Source organism: Streptomyces canus (genome assembly GCF_001514145.1).
GTDB lineage: Bacteria > Actinomycetota > Actinomycetes > Streptomycetales > Streptomycetaceae > Streptomyces > Streptomyces canus.
This window is the reverse complement of record NZ_KQ948660.1, coordinates 481,162-498,316: the sequence shown is the minus strand read 5'-3', so window position 1 is coordinate 498,316 and position 17,155 is coordinate 481,162. Positions and strand designations below refer to the sequence as shown.

Genomic DNA, 17,155 nt, shown 5'->3' with positions numbered 1-17,155 from the left:
GGGGACCTTATGCCGGAGAACCGGCGCGCGGCCACGGAATTCATCCCAGCTGGCGGTACCTGCCCCGGAAATAGGTCAGCGGTCCACCGTCCGCGCTCGGCACGTCGGCCGTCAGGACGCGGCCGATCACCAGGGTGTGGTCGCCGGCCTCCACGCGCTGTTCGGTGCGGCACTCCAGGGTGGCGAGGGCGCCGCCCACCAGTGCGGCGCCGGTGACCGCGCCGCGGACGTAGGGGATGTCCTCGAACAGGAGGCGGTCGCTGATGCGGCCCTTCATGGCGAAGCGGCCGGCGATGTGGCGCTGGCTCTCGGACAGGACGGAGACCGCCCAGTGGGGCTGCTCGTCGAGCAGATCGTCCATGCGGGAGCCCGTACGCAGGCTGACCAGCACGAGAGGCGGATCCAGGGAGACCGACAGGAACGCCGTGGCCGTCATGCCGACGTCCTCGCCCCCGGGGCCCTCGGCGTCGAGCGGGGGCTCGAACGCGGTCACCAGGACCACGCCCGCGGCCAGCCGGGCCATGGCGGCGCGGAACTCGTCGTTGCTCACCCCCACAGCATGCCCGGAAGCGGGCGGAGGGATCATCGGGGCGGTGGCGGGGGGAGTGTTCGGCACGCCGGAAACGCTAATCTCCGGTCCGTGCGCTCCGCATCGGGCCTTCGTCCGAGGCGGGACCTAGGTCTACCGGCGGAGAGGGACGCGGCGTCCACAAACGCCCAAAGTTTGCGTTCAGTAAACGCACAGGGAAAGCGCAGAAACCCCACTCAATTGTTCATCTTTCGCTGTGACTTGAGTCACAAGGGGCGGTATTTGTTGACCCTGTGTACCGAGTGGGCAGCGCGCTGTGATTCAGTGGCGGGGAAGTACCGACGAAGCCGCACCAACGAAGCCGCACTGAAGATACGCCGAAGAGAACCCTTGATTCGCTGCGAGGTCTCGGGGGGAGGGCGAGCAATGGAGAGCGAGTCGGAGCCGTACGTCCGTCTTGCGTCCCTGCGACAGCTGCACCAGGTCATGGCCGACATGAACACGGCCCGCAGCCTGGCCGACACACTGCAGACCGTCGCGAACGGCGTGGTCACCGCGCTCGGTTACGAACTGGCGTGCGTCAATCTCGTGCGCCCCGACGGCGACCTCGTGGTCGCCGCCTTCGCCGGGAACCAGGCCGCCGAGTCGCTGATCACCGGCCGGGTGGGCTCCCGTGAGTCCTGGGAGCGCCGGCTGAGCATGGGGGAGACCTGGGGCGACCTGGTCTTCATCCCGCACACCGAGGGCTGGGTCCTCGACGACGACGACGTCCCGCAGTGGTACACCGACGGCCCCGCACCCCGCTTCGAGGACGAGTGGCACCCCTCCGACCGGCTGTTCGCGCCGATGTACACGCCGGGCGTGCAGGGCGGCCAGTGCGGCGAGCTGATCGGCGTGCTCTCCGTGGACCGGCCGCGCAACGGCCGCAGGCCGGGGGCATGGGGACGCGAAGCGCTCCAGATGTACGCGTTCCAGGCCGCCATCGCGATCAGCAACGCGCGTCTGCGGTCGAACATGCAGCGTGCACTGGTCAGGCTCGAAAGGGAGCAGCAGGCCCTCAGAGCCAGTGAAGAGAGCTTTCGGCAGGCCTTCGAGTACGCCCCCTCCGGCATGGCCATCGCCGAGATGGGCGGCGACCAGCACGGCCGGATCCTGCGCACCAACGACGCCCTGTGCCGCCTCCTCGGCCGCCCCGCGTCCGCGATGCGCCGCTACTCCTTCTCCGACCTGGTCCACCCCGAGGACATAGGCACCCTGCTGCGGACCTCCGCGGAAGGCGGGCGCGCGGAGCTCCGCCTCGGGCGCCGGGACGGCACGTACGTCTGGGTGTCACTGCGCAACTCGGTGGTCGCCGACGCCGCCGACGGGCCGCGCTTCCTGCTCACCCACGTCGAGGACATCGAGGAGCGCAAGCGCCGCGAGCTCCAGCTCGCCCACCGCGCCTCCCACGACTCCCTGACCGGCCTGCCGAACTCCGCCGAGCTGCGCTCGCGGCTGTCCTCCCGGCTCTGTCAGCAGCGCTCCACCCACACGGCCGCGCTGGAGTCGATCGACACGGCCTTCGGCCACCCCGCCTTCGACGCGAACGGCCACGGTTTCGACTTCCGGCCGGTCGGCGCGGAGGCGTTCGACACCTTCGACCACCATGTGCACACCGTCGCCCCCGAGGGCGAGCGCGACGACGGCACCAAGGGGCTCGCGGTGCTCTTCTGCGACCTCGACGGCTTCAAGTCGATCAACGACCGGTTCGGGCACAACGCGGGTGACGCGGTGCTCATCGAGGTCGCCCGGCGGCTGTCCCAGTGCGTGCGCGACGGCGACACCGTGGCCCGGCTCGGCGGCGACGAGTTCGTGATCCTCGCCGACGGGCTCGGCAAGGCCGACGCCGCCGACCTCGCCGTACGTCTGCGCAGCGAGATCATCCAGCCGATCCGTGCCGAGGGACGGGCCGTCCGGGTCGGTGCCAGCTTCGGCATCGGCTGGGCGCACTGCGGGATGACGGCGGACGAAGTGTTGAAGTCCGCCGACGAGCGGATGTACGTCGAGAAACGATCTCGTCCCAAACAACACAGACGCGCGGGATGATCCCCAGGTCAGCGAGCTGATGCGATCCGAGTCACCCGTTTGGGCCACCAGGAGCGGGTAGGCTCGCCATTCTGACCATCCGTATCGCATCCGATGCCGACCTGTTTGAGGAGTACCTGGGATGACGTCCGGTAACAACGGGGCGAGTGCGCCCGAGGACGACGACCCGTTCGGCTACCTCTACGCCGACGGCCAGGCCAACGGCGCCCAGCCGCCGTCCGGCGGCGGCTACGGCTACGGCTACCCGAACTCCGTCAACCGGACGCGCTCGGTCGGCCAGCGGCAGTACGGCCAGCAGCAGGCACCGGCCGCGCCGAACGGCCCGTACGGCCAGGTCCCGCAGCAGCCGGGCCAGAGCGGCTACACCCAGCCCAGCGCCCACTACGCCGCCCCCGAGACCTTCCCGGGCGGCGCCCCCACCAGCCAGCAGCCCATGCCCGGCTACAGCGGTGGCGGCGGCCGGAGCGGTGGCCCCAACACCAAGGGCCTGCTGATCGGCGCGATCGCGGTGGTCGCCGCGGTGGTCATAGGCATTGGCATCGCGATGGCGGGCGGCGACGACAACGACAAGGCGGGCGACAGCGGGGCGTCCACGACGCCGTCCACTTCGCAGAGCTCCGAGCCGAGCCCGTCGACCTCGTCGGAGGAGGCGGCCGAGCTTCCCAAGGCCGACACGAAGACGATGCGCCTGGAGGGCGGCACGAGCGTCGCGTCCGACGTGAAGGGCGCCAAGTCCGACGGCGGCGTCTACGTCCAGGGCTTCAACCAGGTCGGCGCCTCGGTCACCTGGACCGTCAACGGCATCAAGAAGGCCGGCACCTACCGGCTCTACGTCCGCTACAGCCTCCCCGCCGAGGATGCCGACGGGACGGTGACGGTCAACGGGAAGTCCGCCTCCCGGCCGCTGAACATGAAGAACTTCGGTGGGCTTCCCGCGAACGAATGGCAGGAGACGTGGGCCCAGGTCTCCCTGACCAAGGGCACCAACACGATTCAGCTCTCGTGCCAGCAGGGCAACAAGTGCAACGCCCTGCTCGACACGTTCTCCGTGACGGAGAACGTCGACCAGTAGGGGTCACGCCGCGCTGACTTCCCCGGTGACCGTGACCCGGCCCAGCAGGTCCTCGTAGGCCGCGCGGTCGAACTCGCCCGCCACCGGGGCCAGTACCGTCGCCGCGGACAACGCGACCGCGCGGGTCAGGCGGTCCGGCCAGGGGAGTTGGTCGACCAGGCCCGACAGCAGGCCTGCCACCAGCGAGTCGCCGGCGCCCGTCGGGTTGCCGTGGACACGGGCCGGGGGCGTGGCGCTCCAGCGGCCTTCCGGGGTTGCCGCCAGCAGGCCCCGCGTGCCCAGGGAGGCCACCACCGCGAGTGCGCCCCGGCGCCGTGCGTCCTGTGCCGCGCGCTGCGGTTCGTGGGAGCCGGTCAGTTCGGACAGTTCGGCGGCGTTCGGCTTGAGGATGTCCGGGCGGGCGGCGACCCCGCGGCGCAGTGCCTCTCCGCTGGTGTCCAGCAGGACCGGCACCCCGGCCGCCTTCGCCGTGCGGATCAGGCCCGCGTAGGCCCCCACCGGCACCCCCGGCGGCAGGCTCCCGCACAGGGCCACCGCCGAGACGGACGGGACGAGATCCTCGTACGCCTCCTGGAAGGCCGACCACTCCGCCGGCGTCACCGTCGGACCCGGTTCGTTGAGCTGGGTGGTGTCGCCGGACTCCTCGTCGACCACGGCGATCGTGCGCCGGGTCGGGCCGGTGACCGGGACGAGCGCGTCCACCAGGCCCGGTACGGCCGTGAGCCGGTCCTGGACCATGCGGCCCGTGGCGCCGCCCGTGAAGCCGGTGACCGTCACCTCGTGGCCGAGCGCGGCCAGCACCCGGGCCACGTTCAGGCCCTTGCCGCCGGGGCGTTCGGTGACCTCGGTGACCCGGTGGCTGGTGTGCGGCCGCAGCGACCGTACGCGATAGGTGATGTCGAGAGCGGTGTTCAGTGTGACCGTGAGGATCACCTGGACCGACCTCCCCCGAGAGACAGAATGTGCCCGTCCAGTCTCCCAGGACTGCACCGGCCCCAACAGCGGCACACATCAGCCCAGTTGGGGATCGACCACCCATTCCCCCCGGCGCATGACGCCCTTGAGGTCGAATTGATGGTCGAGCAGGACCAGATCGGCGTCCTTGCCGGGCTCCAGGGAGCCGATGCGGTCGGACATGCCCAGCAGACGGGCCGGGTTGGCGGAGATCGCCGCGACCACGTCCTCGACGGGCAGCCGGTCGACGGTCACCGCCCGCTTGAAGGCGCGGTCCAGGGTGAGCGTCGATCCCGCGATCGAACCGCCCTCCACGAGCCGGGCGACCCCCTCGCTGACCTCGACCTCCAGTGGGCCGAGCAGGTAACGGCCGTCGCCGAAGCCGGCCGCGTCCATGGCGTCCGTGATGAACGCGACGCGGTGTGCCGCCGCGTGGTGGAACGCGAGTTGCAGCGCGGCCGGGTGCAGATGCGTGCCGTCGTTGATCAGCTCGACCGTGATCCGCTCGTCCTCCAGGAGGGCGGCGATGGGGCCGGGGGCTCGGTGGCCGATCTGCGGCATCGCGTTGAAGAGGTGGGTGGCCACGGTGGCGCCCGCGTCGATGGCCTCGACGGTCTGCTCGTACGTCGCGTCCGTGTGCCCGATCGCCGCGATGACGCCCTGCTCGGCGAGGAGCCGTACGGAGTCGATGCCGCCGGGGAGTTCGGTGGCGAGCGTGACCATCTTCGCCTGTCCGCGAGCCGCGTCGACCAGCTTGCGGACCTCCGCGGGGTCGGGGTGGCGCAGAAGGTTCTCCGAGTGCGCGCCCTTGCGGCAGGGGGAGATGAACGGGCCCTCGAAGTGGATGCCGGCGATGTCGCCCTGCTCGGCGAGTTCGCTCAGCAGGCCGGCTCGCTGGGCGAGGAAGTCCATGTCGCCGGTGACGGTGGAGGCGACGAGGGTGGTGGTGCCGTGGTTCCGGTGGGTGCGGATGCCGGTGACCACGTCGTCTGCGGTGCCTGAGGTGAACGAGGCTCCGCCGCCGCCGTGGTTGTGGATGTCGACGAAGCCGGGGACCAGCCAGTGGTTGGTTACGTCGATGACCTGGGCGTTCTCCGGGGCAGTGCGAGTGATTCGGGTGCCTTCGATGACAACTTGGCCGTTCTTGACCGTTCCGGTGGGCAGGACCACGTCGGCGCCGGAGAGCACCAGGGGGGTTCCGGATGCTGCGGGGTGCCGGTTCGTCGTGGCTGGTCGCGCAGTTCCCCGCGCCCCTAGGGAGGTTGCCATCAGCGAGTTGCCTCCGAACTGTTCGTCGTGTCGAGGAGATCCCAGGCCAGTAGGCCTGCACCGAGGCATCCCGCCGTGTCGCCCAGGGCTGCGGGGACGATCGTCGGCAGTTTCTGGAAGGTGACCCGTTGCCGGACCGCCTCCCGCAGGGGTGTGAACAAGGTGTCCCCCGCCTCCGCCAGGCCGCCACCGATGATCAGGGTGCGGGGGTCCAGGAGGGTGAGGGCCGTGACCAGGCCGTCGGCCAGGGCGTCCACGGCGTGCTGCCAGACCTCCCGGGCCTTCGGGTCCCCACCGTCCACCGCCTTCGCGCAGTCCGCCGCGTCCGCGTCCGGGTTCCCGGTGACCGAGGCCCAGGCCTCGCTGACCGCCGCCGCGGAGGCGTACCGCTCCAGGCAGCCCCGCTGGCCGCACGGGCAGGGCGTGCCGCCGGGGCGTACGACGATGTGGCCGATCTCGCCCGCGAAGCCGTGGGCGCCCCACTCTACCCGCCCCGCGATGCCGATCGCGCCCGCGATGCCGGTGCCCAGCGGAACGAAGAGGAAGCGGTCGGCGCCCTTGCCCGCGCCGATGCGGCCCTCCGCGAGGCCGCCGGTGCGGACGTCGTGGCCGAGGGCGACCGGGACGCCCCCGAGGCGGTCGGTGAGCAGCCCGCGCAGCGGGAGGTCCCGCCAGCCCAGGTTGGCGGAGTAGGCCGCGATGCCCCGCTCCTCGTCGACGATGCCGGGCACGGCGACGCCGGCCGCGAGCGCGGGGGCGCCGAGGTGCTCGATGCCGTACGCGCGCAGCTCGGCGGCGAAGTCGAGGATGCCGTCGACGACCGCGTCGGGGCCGCGATCGCGGCCGGTCGCCCGGCGGGCCTGGTGCAGGAGCTCGCCGCCCGCGCCGACCAAGGCCGCCTTCATCCCGGTGCCGCCCACGTCGAGGGCGATGACATGTCTCACAGAAGACAGTGTGACCCTTTGACCCGCAAGAGGTCTAGTCCACTCTCGTGGTGTAGACCTTACGGCTGAGATATGTATGACTTTTCGAAAGTTTCGAACGTGAGTGTGGGGCGGTTGTCGGTGTGGCGGCGTAGGACGGGAACGATCGCGGCGGTGTCCGCGCTGGGCATGACGGCGGTCCTCGGCGGCTGCGGGCTGGGGAGCGGGTCCGACGAGGTGACGCTGAGGCTGGTCGCCGCCGACTACGGCGACAGCTCGGCCAACAGCTCCCAGAAGTACTGGGACAAGCTCGTCAAGGAGTACGAGGCCGAGCACTCCGGCGTGAAGATCGACGTCAGCGTGTACTCCTGGACCGACGTGGACCGCAAGGTCAAGGAGCTGGTCGACGCCGGGAAGGCACCCGACATGGCGCAGATCGGCGCGTACGCCGACTACGCGGACAAGGGGCTGCTGTACAAGGCCGACGACCTGATCGGGATCCGGGAGCAGGCGGACTTCGTCGCGCAGCTGGCCTCGGCGGGGCGGATCAACGGGATGCAGTACGGCATGCCCTTCGCCGCGTCCACCCGGCTGCTCTTCTACAACAAGACCCTCTTCGCCGACGCCGGACTCACCCCGCCGACGACGTGGAAGCAGCTCGCCGCGGATGCCGAGGCGCTCAAGGCGGACGGCGTGAAGTACCCGTACGCGCTGCCCCTCGGTCCTGAGGAGGCGCAGGCCGAGACCATGCAGTGGCTGCTGAGCGGGGGCGGCGGGTACGTCGACTCGGTCGGGACCTACGGCATCGACTCCGGCGAGAACGTCACGACGCTGACCTGGCTCAAGGACGACCTCGTCGGCAAGGGGCTGACCGGGCCGGTCGCGCCCGAGAACCTCAACCGGGCCGCCGCGTTCTCGGCGTTCGCCGCCGGCGATGTCGGCATGCTCAACGGGCATCCCTCGCTGATGAAGACCGCCGCCGCGAAGGGGCTGAAGTTCGGGATGGTGCCCATGCCCGGGGCCCACGGGGAGACCAAGAACTCCATGGGCGTCGCCGACTGGATGATGGCCTTCAAGCAGAACGGGCACGCCGAGCAGGTCGGCGACTTCCTCGACTTCGTGTACAGCGAGAAGAACGTGCTCGCGTTCTCCCGCGAATACGACCTGCTGCCGGTGACCAACTCCGCGTCCTCGGTCATGAGCCGGGCCTCCCGGGACGCCGACCTCAAGCCCTTCCTCGACGCGCTGCCCGACTCCGAGCTGCCTCCGGTGGGCAAGACGTCCTGGGCCTCGGTCAGCGCGGCCGTGAAGGAGCGGATCGGGTCGGCGGTGAGTCCGGGCGGGAGCCCTTCGGAGGTGCTGCGCGCCCTGCAGCTGACCGCGCAGAAGGCGGAGTAGTCGCTGTCAGTGGCGGGCGTTACGGTTCCGGGCATGGAGCATCCGGAGCTGGACCGCAGGGAGCGGGACATCCTCGCCCTGGAGCGCCGCGGCTTCCCGGGGCCCGGCGCCAAGGAGCGGGCGATACGGGAGGAGCTGGGGCTGGCACCGGTCCGCTACTACCAGCTGCTGAACGCCCTGCTGGACGACGAGCGCGCCCTGGCCCTCGACCCCGTGACGGTGAACCGCCTGCGCCGGGTCCGGGAGGCGCGGCGGCAGGAACGCTGAGAGTGGTCGGGTGAGGGTCAGGTGAGTCGTTCCGCCAGGGCGCGCAGCAGGCTCACCACGCCGCCCGGGCCGTCCACCACCAGGTCCGCCCGTTTACGCAGTTCCGTCACCTCGTCGCTGCCGCTGCACACCAGGAGACCGGGGGTGCCGGCGCTGCGGAGGTCGTCGACCGCGGAGAAGGCCGGGAGGTCACCCAGGTCGTCACCGCCGTAGAGGACGGACGTGGCGGACAGTTCGCGGACGTGGGTGAGCAGGGCCACGCCCTTGTCCATGCCCGGCGGACGCAGCTCCAGGACCAGGCGGCCCGGTTCGACGATCAGGCCGTGCCGGCCGGCCAGCTCGGTGAGCGGGGCGCGCAGCGCGTCGAAGGCGGCCTGGGGGTCAGGGGCCCGGCGGGTGTGGACGGCCACTGCCCGGCCGCCCTTCTCCTCGATCCAGGCGCCGGTCTTGTCGAGGAGCTCCGGCAGCTCGGCACGGACAGCGGCCACGCCCGGGTGCGGTTCGGGTGCGGTGACCTCGCCCGTCACCGCGTCCCAGCGTTCCGCGCCGTAGTGGCCGAGGACCGTCAGGTGCTCCAGGCCGGGGACGCCAGCGAAGCCGCCGTAGCGGACCGCGATCTCGGCCGGGCGGCCGGTGATCACCGCGACGGAGGCCACCTTCGGTGCCAGGGCGGCGAGGACGGCCACCGCCTCGGGGTGCGCCCGCGCCCGCTCCGGGTCCGCCACGATCGGCGCCAGCGTCCCGTCGAAGTCGAGCCCGACGACCGCCCGCTGCGGCTCCGCGAGGAGCGCGCGCAGTCCGTCCCGCCCGACGGGCGTCGCCGGGCTCGGCAGGGAGCCGGGGTCGGTGTGGCTGCTCATGGGTACCTCTCCGCGGGGTGGGTCGGCAGTCGGGGAAGTCAGGGCAGTCGGGGCCTTGCCCAGTGGCCGGTCGGTCTGTGGCCGCGTCCGGCCGGGGGCGGGGTGGACAGGGGGCCGGCTGGGTTGGCACGGTCGGCCAGTCGCCTGACCGGCGCAGTCGCTCAGCCGCTCGCCGGGGTCACCCGCCCACCGCGATCACCCTCCCACCGCCTTCAGCGCGTTCAACTGATCCAGGAACCACTGCGCCGGCGGCAGCGCCGTCGCCGCCGCCGCGAGCCGCTTCGCTCGTTCGGCCCGTTCGTGGGCCGGCATCGTCAGGGCCTCGTGCAGGGCCTCCGCCGTCTGCTCCACGTCGTACGGGTTCACCACGATCGCGTCGTCACCGAGCTCCTCGTACGCCCCGGCCTCCCGCGACAGGACCAGCGCGCAGCCCTCGTCGGACACCAGTGGCACCTCCTTCGCGACCAGGTTCATGCCGTCCCGGATGGGGTTGACCAGCGCCACGTCGGCCAGCCGGTACGCGGCAAGCGAGCGCGCGAAGTCGTCCTTGACGTGCAGCACGACCGGGGTCCAACCCGGCGTCGCGTACTGGGAGTTGATCTCGTCCGCCACCCGCTGCACCTCGGCCGTGTAGTCCCGGTACACCGCCAGGTCCTGCCGCGACGGATAGGCGAACGCCACGTGCACGACCCGCTCCCGCCACTCGGGCCGCGACTCCAGCAGCCGCCGGTAGGAGAGCAGGCCGCGCACGATGTTCTTCGACAGTTCGGTGCGGTCGACACGGACGATCGTCTTGCGGCCCGCGCCGATCTCCTCGCGCAGGGCGACGATGCGCTCCTCGACGTCGGCCTCGTGGGAGCGGGCGCGCAGGAAGTCCGCGTCCGCGCCCAGCCCGTGCACCCCGATCCGGGTTTCCCCGAGCCCGTCCGCGAACTCCGTGGAGCAGGCCGTGAAGGCGTCCGCCCAGCGGCGGGTGAGGAAGCCGAGCCGGTCGGCGCCCAGCATGCCCCGAAGGACCTGGCCCGCGATGTCGTCCGGCAGCATCCGGAAGTAGTCCACCGGCGCCCACGGCGTGTGCGAGAAGTGGGAGATGCGCAGGTCGGGACGGAGCTCGCGGAGCATCCCCGGCACCAGACACAGGTGGTAGTCCTGGACCAGGACCGCCGCCCCCTCGCCCGCCTCCTCGGCGAGCGCCTTGGCGAAGGCACGGTTGTACGTCTCGTACGACCCCCACTGCCGCCGGAACTCCGCGTCGAAGGCCGGCTCCAGGGGGGTCTGGTAGAGGAGATGGTGGACGAACCAGAGGACCGAGTTCGCGATGCCGTTGTACGCGTCCGCGTGCACATCGGCCGGGATGGCGAGCATGCGGACGCCGTCCTCGCCGACCCCCTGCCGTACCGCCTCGCGGTCGCCGTCGGACAGCGCCGAGCACACCCACAGCGCGCCCGCCTCCGGACCGATCGCCGAAAGACCTGAGACCAGTCCGCCGCCACCCCGTTTGGGGCTCAGCGAACCGTCCTCCTGGATCTCGTACGAGACCGGGCCGCGGTTGGACGCGACCAGCACCTGGGCAGCACCCTGCACGGAAGACGTGGAAGCCATACGCCTCAACCTAGCCCGGCCCGGAAACGCTCAAACGTACGGTTGCGCACAGTGCGCGGACGTATACGGAACGCCCCGTTCTGTCACCCGGTCCGTCACGCGACCTTACGCTTCGCGTACTCCGCGATCTCCACCATCGGCGGCCGCTCCTCCGTGTCCACGGAGTACGTGCGCGGCTCGAAGCCGTCCCGGCCCCGCTCGAACTGGGTGAGGGAGGGCCGGATCATATGGCCGCGGGCCAGCCTCAGCTGGGCGGTGCGGTAGATCGCGGCGGACATCCGGCCCAGGGCCTGCCCGTCCTGGTGACGGTGCTTGCGCACCCCGACGTCCACCTGGGCGAGCGCGTCCAGGCCCACCAGGTGCAGGGCGTCCACCAGCATGCCCAGCTCGACGCCGTAGCCGACGGGGAACGGGAGCTGTTCCAGCAACGAGCGCCGGGCCGCGTACTCGCCGCCCAGCGGCTGCACGAAACCGGCCAGCTGCGGCCAGTGCATGTTCAGCAGCGGGCGTGCCATGAGCTCGGTGACCCGGCCGCCCTGCCCGGCGGCGCCGCCCAGGGGACGGTCGTACATGCCCTTGACCAGGTCGACCTCGGGGTCGGTGAGCAGCGGGCCGACGATGCCGGAGACGAAGTCCGAGGAGAACTCCTTCAGGTCCGCGTCGATGAAACAGACGATGTCCCCTGAGGTGGCGAGCAGGGAACGCCACAGGACCTCGCCCTTGCCGGGCACGGCGGGTATGCGCGGGAGGATGTCGTCGCGGTGGACGACCCGCGCACCGGCCGCGGCGGCGACCTCGGACGTGCGGTCGGTCGATCCCGAGTCGACGACGACGATCTCGTCGACGAGCGGGACCTGCTGCATGAGGTCATGACGGATCACGGCGACGATGTCACCGACCGTCTCCTCCTCGTTGAGCGCGGGCAGGACAACACTGACCGTCCGGCCCGTGCTCCGCTTCGCCGCCATGATCCGGTGCAGCGGGCGATCGGTCACGGACCAGGAACGCGTGGCCAGCCAGCGCTCGACTTCGTTCAGCACAGTGCGCGGCTCCTCTGCCTTTGATCCATCTCGCGGTTCGGACGTCTCTCTCAACTGTCCTGGCCGTCGGTTACAGTCTTGAACAACGCGGATGACCATCGCATGTCCTGGGTGGCCCGCTGTTCACAACTTCATACCGCTCATCCAGAGGGGCAGAGGGATACGGCCCGATGAAGCCCCGGCAACCCTCCAGTCGGTTCTCGTAGCGATCGCTGACGATCGTTTCCGCGAGGCTCCCGACTCGGGAAGGTGCCAAATCCGTCTCACGGCGAGATGCGTCGTGAGGAAGATGAGGAGAAAGGGCCTCGCCTCCATGGCTGTGCAGACTGTTGCAAGCACCACGAACTCCGTCGACCTTGGTCCCGCCGCGGCGCTGAGCTGCCGCGAATGCGGCCACCGCGTCCCGCTCGGTCCGGTCTTCGCCTGCGAGGAGTGTTTCGGCCCGCTCGAGATCGCGTACGACTTCTCGGCCTACGACACCGAGGAGCTCCGCAAGCAGATCGAGGCGGGACCCGCGAACATCTGGCGCTACGCCCCGCTGCTGCCCGTCCCCGCGGACGTGGCGGACAAGCCGAACATCAACCCCGGCTGGACCAAGCTCGTCAAGGCCGACAACCTCGCGCGCGAGCTGGGTGTCGACGCCGGCAAGCTCTTCGTGAAGGACGACTCCGGCAACCCGACGCACTCCTTCAAGGACCGGGTCGTCGCGCAGGCCATCGAGGCCGCTCGCGCCTTCGACTTCACCACCCTCTCCTGCTCCTCCACCGGCAACCTCGCCGGCGCCGTGGGTGCCGCCGCGGCCCGGGCCGGCTTCCGTTCCTGCGTGTTCATCCCGCACGACCTGGAGCAGGGCAAGATCGTCATGGCCGCGATCTACGGCGGCGAGCTCGTCGGCATCGAGGGCAACTACGACGACGTGAACCGCTTCTGCTCCGAGCTGATCGGCGACCCGGCCGGCGAGGGCTGGGGTTTCGTCAACGTCAACCTGCGGCCGTACTACGCGGAGGGGTCCAAGACCCTGGCGTACGAGATCTGCGAGCAGCTGGGCTGGCAGCTCCCCGACCAGCTGGTCGTGCCGATCGCCTCCGGCTCGCAGCTCACGAAGATCGACAAGGGTCTGCAGGAGCTGATCAAGCTCGGGCTCGTCGAGGACAAGCCGTACAAGATCTTCGGTGCGCAGGCCGAGGGGTGCTCGCCGGTGTCGGTCGCGTACAAGGCGGGCCACGACGTGGTCCGGCCCCAGAAGCCGAACACCATCGCCAAGTCCCTCGCGATCGGGAACCCGGCGGACGGTCCGTATGTGCTGGACATCGCGCGTCGTACCGGTGGTGCGGTGGAGGACGTGAACGACGAGCAGGTCGTCGACGCGATCAAGCTGCTCGCGCGGACCGAGGGGATCTTCGCGGAGACCGCCGGTGGCGTGACCGTCGGCGTGGCGAAGAAGCTGATCGAGAACGGTCTGCTGGATCCCTCGCTGACGACCGTCGTGCTGAACACCGGTGACGGTCTGAAGACGCTGGACGCGGTGGCGGGTACGGGTCTCACCGCCACGATCCGCCCCAACCTGGATTCGTTCCGCGAGGCCGGCCTCGCATAGTCGCCGCAGCCCCTGAGAGCCCTCACCCCGACCGGAGGTCCTGAAACATGAGCGTTTCCGTCCGTATCCCCACCATCCTGCGCACCTACACCGGCGGGCAGGCCGAGGTGCAGGCCGAGGGTGCGACCCTCGCCGACGTCATCGCCGATCTGGAGAAGAACCACACCGGTATCGCCGCGCGCGTTCTCGACGACCAGGGCAAGCTGCGGCGGTTCGTCAATGTGTACGTCAACGACGACGATGTGCGGTTCGAGCAGGGGCTGGAGACGGCGACGCCCGACGGGGCCGGCGTCTCGATCATTCCGGCGGTCGCCGGCGGGTGACCGTATGACTGGTCATTACCTTCGGTAACGGTAATTACCGAGTGTTCATCGGATTGCCCCCTCCGCTTGAGAAGCGGAGGGGGCAATTCTCTATGGTTGAGCGCGGTACAGTTGGGGAAGCAGCGGCTTTCTTCTTGCCGCGTGCATATGAGTTCTCGCTCCACATGCGATGAGAAGTAGCCAAAGTGTGCGCGTCTTAAGTGCCTTATGTGTCTTTTATGGGGCCCGACTTGCCCCGAATTCAGGCGAATTCTCACTACATTCCGGACCCCTTCCGTCCAGAATTCTCGTCCGATTGACCTGTTGCAGACGGCAGTTGGACAGATACATTCAGCCGCGGTCGACGCGTTCCGGCGCACGCCCCCAACCATGTGGGGGGTGAGGTCTGACCCGGATCCACGAAGTGTGGATCCGTGCAAGGGCCAGTAATAGGGGAGTTAGGCATGGCTCAGGGCACCGTCAAGTGGTTCAACGCGGAGAAGGGGTACGGCTTCATCGCGGTCGACGGTGGTGCGGATGTATTCGTCCACTACAGCGCGATTCAGATGGACGGCTACCGCACCCTTGAAGAGGGCCAGCGGGTCGAGTTCGAGATCTCGCAAGGTCAGAAGGGGCCGCAGGCGGACATGGTTCGCCTGGCGACCGGCTGAAGCACGCGCCGGGTAACAACAGCGTCGTTCTTCTGTTCTTCTTCGAAGGGCTCGTCCCCCATAGGGAGTCATGGGGTACGGGCCCTTCGGCATGCCCGGGACGCCGAAGCGGGCCGGTGTTCCGTCGAGTGCTGGGGCTGAGCGGGGTTCGTGTCCGCTGCGGGTCGCCCCGGCCGTGATCGGGCCGGCAGGTGCTCGGCGCCGCCATGCGGGACTACCCCGTTGGCGGCTGGGCCCCGGGAGGGCGCCCCGGGTGAGGCCCGGCAGGCCGTCGTGTACGGCGCCGACATGGCCAGTGGTGCCGGGACACCTGGCGTCGGTCGGCCGTATGGGCCGGCAGGGAGGCGGGACTACCGCATCGCCGGCGGGGCGGCCGGGTCGTCGTGTGCGGCGCTGGTACGGCGCGGTTGCGCCCGGATGCGGGCGCGTCGGTGGGCCGTAGGGGCGGGTAGTGAGACGGTGCTGTCGCCCGACGGGCCCCGGGAAAGCACCCCGGGTGGGGCCCGGACGGCCGGCACGGCGCCGTGCCGGTACGGCCCCGCGGGGCCCGGACGCCGTGGTGTCGGCCAGTCCGTACGGGCCGGTAGCGAGGCGTGTCTGTTGCTCGGCGTCCTGCCCGATACCCGAGAGGCGCTTGCACTCGACCATGCCGAGTGCTAATCATTGGCGTTAGCACTCTGAAGGTGAGAGTGACAAAGATGGACCGGGTCGGTGAGGCCCGCAGGCCTTGTGGGGCAAGGATCCACGGGCTGGCGAGCCGTCCGTCGCGGGCGCGGGCGCGGTCCGAAGGAATCACCCCCAGTCCTGGAGGGACCACTTCACATGGCCAAGATCATCGCGTTCGACGAGGAGGCGCGGCGCGGCCTCGAGCGCGGCATGAACCAGCTCGCGGACGCCGTCAAGGTGACGCTCGGCCCCAAGGGCCGCAACGTCGTCCTCGAGAAGAAGTGGGGCGCCCCCACGATCACCAACGATGGTGTCTCCATCGCCAAGGAGATCGAGCTCGAGGACCCGTACGAGAAGATCGGCGCCGAGCTGGTCAAGGAAGTCGCCAAGAAGACGGACGACGTCGCCGGCGACGGTACGACCACCGCGACCGTGCTCGCCCAGGCCCTGGTCAAGGAAGGCCTGCGCAACGTAGCCGCCGGCGCCAACCCCATGGCCCTCAAGCGCGGTATCGAGAAGGCCGTCGAGGCCGTCTCCGCCGCCCTGCTCGAGCAGGCCAAGGATGTCGAGACCAAGGAGCAGATCGCCTCCACGGCCTCCATCTCCGCCGCCGACACCCAGATCGGCGAGCTCATCGCCGAGGCGATGGACAAGGTCGGCAAGGAAGGCGTCATCACCGTCGAGGAGTCCCAGACCTTCGGTCTGGAGCTGGAGCTCACCGAGGGTATGCGCTTCGACAAGGGCTACATCTCGGCGTACTTCGCCACCGACATGGAGCGGATGGAGGCGTCGCTCGACGACCCCTACATCCTCATCGCCAACTCCAAGATCGGCTCCGTCAAGGACCTGCTTCCGCTCCTGGAGAAGGTCATGCAGTCGGGCAAGCCGCTGCTGATCATCGCCGAGGACGTCGAGGGCGAGGCCCTGTCGACCCTGGTCGTCAACAAGATCCGTGGCACCTTCAAGTCCGTCGCCGTCAAGGCCCCGGGCTTCGGTGACCGCCGCAAGGCCATGCTCGGCGACATCGCCATCCTCACGGGCGGCGAGGTCATCTCCGAGGAGGTCGGCCTCAAGCTGGAGAACGCGACCCTGGACCTCCTGGGCCGCGCCCGCAAGGTCGTCATCACCAAGGACGAGACCACCATCGTCGACGGTGCCGGTTCGTCCGACCAGGTCAACGGTCGCGTCAACCAGATCCGCGCCGAGATCGAGAACAGCGACTCGGACTACGACCGCGAGAAGCTCCAGGAGCGCCTGGCGAAGCTCGCCGGTGGCGTCGCCGTCATCAAGGCCGGTGCCGCGACCGAGGTCGAGCTCAAGGAGCGCAAGCACCGCATCGAGGACGCCGTTCGCAACGCGAAGGCGGCCGTCGAGGAGGGCATCGTCGCCGGTGGTGGCGTGGCCCTCATCCAGGCCTCCTCGGTCTTCGAGAAGCTGGACCTCGAGGGTGACGAGCTGACCGGCGCCAACGCCGTGAAGCTGGCCCTGGAGGCCCCGCTCAAGCAGATCGCCGTCAACGGTGGTCTCGAGGGTGGCGTCATCGTCGAGAAGGTGCGCAACCTGCCTGTCGGCCACGGCCTGAACGCCGCGACCGGTGAGTACGTCGACATGATCGCCGAAGGCATCATCGACCCGGCGAAGGTCACGCGCTCTGCCCTGCAGAACGCCGCCTCCATCGCCGCGCTGTTCCTCACCACCGAGGCCGTCATCGCCGACAAGCCGGAGAAGGCGGGCGCTGCCCCGGCCGGCGGCGGCATGCCGGGCGGTGACATGGACTTCTGATCGACCCCCGGCCGCCAGGCCTGACGGTTGATCAACGTCCTTCCCGGGGGCGGCACTTCCTGGAAACAGGGGGTGGCCGCCCCCGGTCTTTTCCTGCGCTATGCTTGATCACGAGCCGCTCGACGTGAACTCCCGTCG

At 70.0% G+C, this 17,155-nt stretch carries 15 protein-coding genes and 1 riboswitch; of the genes, 8 read left to right on the top strand and 7 right to left on the bottom strand.

Features of this window, described 5'->3' with window-relative positions:
• Positions 1 to 40: 40 nt before the first annotated feature.
• Positions 41 to 616, bottom strand: a complete 576-nt coding sequence (locus tag AQJ46_RS19085; protein WP_079072340.1) for a flavin reductase family protein — start codon at positions 614 to 616, stop codon at positions 41 to 43.
• Positions 617 to 955: 339 nt separating this feature from the next.
• Between AQJ46_RS19085 and cdgB the strand changes: the two genes are divergently transcribed.
• Together cdgB and AQJ46_RS19075 are read left to right on the top strand one after the other, a co-directional pair.
• A complete protein-coding gene (cdgB, locus tag AQJ46_RS19080) occupies positions 956 to 2,614 on the top strand; it encodes a diguanylate cyclase CdgB (RefSeq protein ID WP_057608626.1) in 1,659 nt (552 codons plus the stop codon).
• Between the two features lie 121 nt (positions 2,615 to 2,735).
• Entirely contained in the window at positions 2,736 to 3,686 is a 951-nt protein-coding gene (locus AQJ46_RS19075; protein WP_059206719.1) for a CBM35 domain-containing protein, read from the top strand.
• A 3-nt stretch (positions 3,687 to 3,689) separates the two neighbouring features.
• Here the strand turns inward: AQJ46_RS19075 and AQJ46_RS19070 are convergent, their stop codons facing one another.
• The 3 genes from AQJ46_RS19070 to AQJ46_RS19060 all read right to left on the bottom strand — a co-directional run bounded on the left by AQJ46_RS19070 (position 3,690) and on the right by AQJ46_RS19060 (position 6,853).
• On the bottom strand, positions 3,690 to 4,619 hold the full coding sequence (locus tag AQJ46_RS19070) for a 1-phosphofructokinase family hexose kinase (protein WP_059206718.1): 930 nt from the start codon (positions 4,617 to 4,619) through the stop codon (positions 3,690 to 3,692).
• Positions 4,620 to 4,697: 78 nt separating this feature from the next.
• Positions 4,698 to 5,828: an N-acetylglucosamine-6-phosphate deacetylase gene (gene nagA, locus AQJ46_RS19065; RefSeq protein WP_059206717.1), complete on the bottom strand. Its 1,131-nt coding sequence runs from the start codon at positions 5,826 to 5,828 to the stop codon at positions 4,698 to 4,700.
• Positions 5,829 to 5,908: 80 nt separating this feature from the next.
• Complete coding sequence (locus AQJ46_RS19060) at positions 5,909 to 6,853, bottom strand: ROK family protein (protein ID WP_059206716.1); 945 nt, start codon at positions 6,851 to 6,853, stop codon at positions 5,909 to 5,911.
• A gap of 120 nt (positions 6,854 to 6,973) precedes the next feature.
• Between AQJ46_RS19060 and AQJ46_RS19055 the strand changes: the two genes are divergently transcribed.
• Both AQJ46_RS19055 and AQJ46_RS19050 read left to right on the top strand, forming a co-directional pair.
• A complete protein-coding gene (locus AQJ46_RS19055) occupies positions 6,974 to 8,230 on the top strand; it encodes an extracellular solute-binding protein (protein ID WP_079072339.1) in 1,257 nt (418 codons plus the stop codon).
• A gap of 33 nt (positions 8,231 to 8,263) precedes the next feature.
• Entirely contained in the window at positions 8,264 to 8,497 is a 234-nt protein-coding gene (locus AQJ46_RS19050) for a DUF3263 domain-containing protein (protein WP_059206715.1), read from the top strand.
• 17 nt (positions 8,498 to 8,514) lie between these two features.
• On the opposite strand, the gene otsB is transcribed toward AQJ46_RS19050, so the two are convergent.
• From otsB to AQJ46_RS19035, 3 genes are all read right to left on the bottom strand, one after another.
• Positions 8,515 to 9,357 carry a trehalose-phosphatase gene (otsB, locus tag AQJ46_RS19045; protein ID WP_059206714.1) on the bottom strand — a complete coding sequence of 281 codons (843 nt, stop codon included), beginning with the start codon at positions 9,355 to 9,357 and terminating at the stop codon, positions 8,515 to 8,517.
• A 195-nt stretch (positions 9,358 to 9,552) separates the two neighbouring features.
• Positions 9,553 to 10,959: an alpha,alpha-trehalose-phosphate synthase (UDP-forming) gene (locus AQJ46_RS19040; protein ID WP_059206713.1), complete on the bottom strand. Its 1,407-nt coding sequence runs from the start codon at positions 10,957 to 10,959 to the stop codon at positions 9,553 to 9,555.
• A 95-nt stretch (positions 10,960 to 11,054) separates the two neighbouring features.
• On the bottom strand, positions 11,055 to 11,999 hold the full coding sequence (locus AQJ46_RS19035; protein ID WP_059206712.1) for a glucosyl-3-phosphoglycerate synthase: 945 nt from the start codon (positions 11,997 to 11,999) through the stop codon (positions 11,055 to 11,057).
• Between the two features lie 137 nt (positions 12,000 to 12,136).
• Positions 12,137 to 12,295: riboswitch (SAM riboswitch) on the top strand.
• Between the two features lie 17 nt (positions 12,296 to 12,312).
• On the opposite strand from AQJ46_RS19035, the gene thrC reads away from it, so the two are divergent.
• The 4 genes from thrC to groL all read left to right on the top strand — a co-directional run bounded on the left by thrC (position 12,313) and on the right by groL (position 17,017).
• Entirely contained in the window at positions 12,313 to 13,596 is a 1,284-nt protein-coding gene (thrC, locus tag AQJ46_RS19030; RefSeq protein ID WP_057608615.1) for a threonine synthase, read from the top strand.
• Between the two features lie 47 nt (positions 13,597 to 13,643).
• Positions 13,644 to 13,919 carry a ubiquitin-like small modifier protein 1 gene (locus AQJ46_RS19025; RefSeq protein WP_057608614.1) on the top strand — a complete coding sequence of 92 codons (276 nt, stop codon included), beginning with the start codon at positions 13,644 to 13,646 and terminating at the stop codon, positions 13,917 to 13,919.
• Between the two features lie 443 nt (positions 13,920 to 14,362).
• Complete coding sequence (locus AQJ46_RS19020; protein WP_007382895.1) at positions 14,363 to 14,569, top strand: cold-shock protein; 207 nt, start codon at positions 14,363 to 14,365, stop codon at positions 14,567 to 14,569.
• Positions 14,570 to 15,391: 822 nt separating this feature from the next.
• Positions 15,392 to 17,017: a chaperonin GroEL gene (gene groL, locus AQJ46_RS19015; RefSeq protein WP_057608613.1), complete on the top strand. Its 1,626-nt coding sequence runs from the start codon at positions 15,392 to 15,394 to the stop codon at positions 17,015 to 17,017.
• Positions 17,018 to 17,155 lie beyond the last annotated feature (138 nt).

Excerpts from the sequence above, each read along its gene's own strand:
- otsB (WP_059206714.1), bottom strand. The coding sequence starts at position 9,357 with ATGAGCAGCCACACCGACCCCGGCTCCCTGCCGAGCCCGGCGACGCCC.
- AQJ46_RS19050 (WP_059206715.1), top strand. The coding sequence starts at position 8,264 with ATGGAGCATCCGGAGCTGGACCGCAGGGAGCGGGACATCCTCGCCCTG.
- AQJ46_RS19020 (WP_007382895.1), top strand. The coding sequence starts at position 14,363 with ATGGCTCAGGGCACCGTCAAGTGGTTCAACGCGGAGAAGGGGTACGGC.
- groL (WP_057608613.1), top strand. The coding sequence starts at position 15,392 with ATGGCCAAGATCATCGCGTTCGACGAGGAGGCGCGGCGCGGCCTCGAG.
- cdgB (WP_057608626.1), top strand. The coding sequence starts at position 956 with ATGGAGAGCGAGTCGGAGCCGTACGTCCGTCTTGCGTCCCTGCGACAG.
- thrC (WP_057608615.1), top strand. The coding sequence starts at position 12,313 with ATGGCTGTGCAGACTGTTGCAAGCACCACGAACTCCGTCGACCTTGGT.
- AQJ46_RS19075 (WP_059206719.1), top strand. The coding sequence starts at position 2,736 with ATGACGTCCGGTAACAACGGGGCGAGTGCGCCCGAGGACGACGACCCG.
- AQJ46_RS19025 (WP_057608614.1), top strand. The coding sequence starts at position 13,644 with ATGAGCGTTTCCGTCCGTATCCCCACCATCCTGCGCACCTACACCGGC.
- AQJ46_RS19040 (WP_059206713.1), bottom strand. The coding sequence starts at position 10,959 with ATGGCTTCCACGTCTTCCGTGCAGGGTGCTGCCCAGGTGCTGGTCGCG.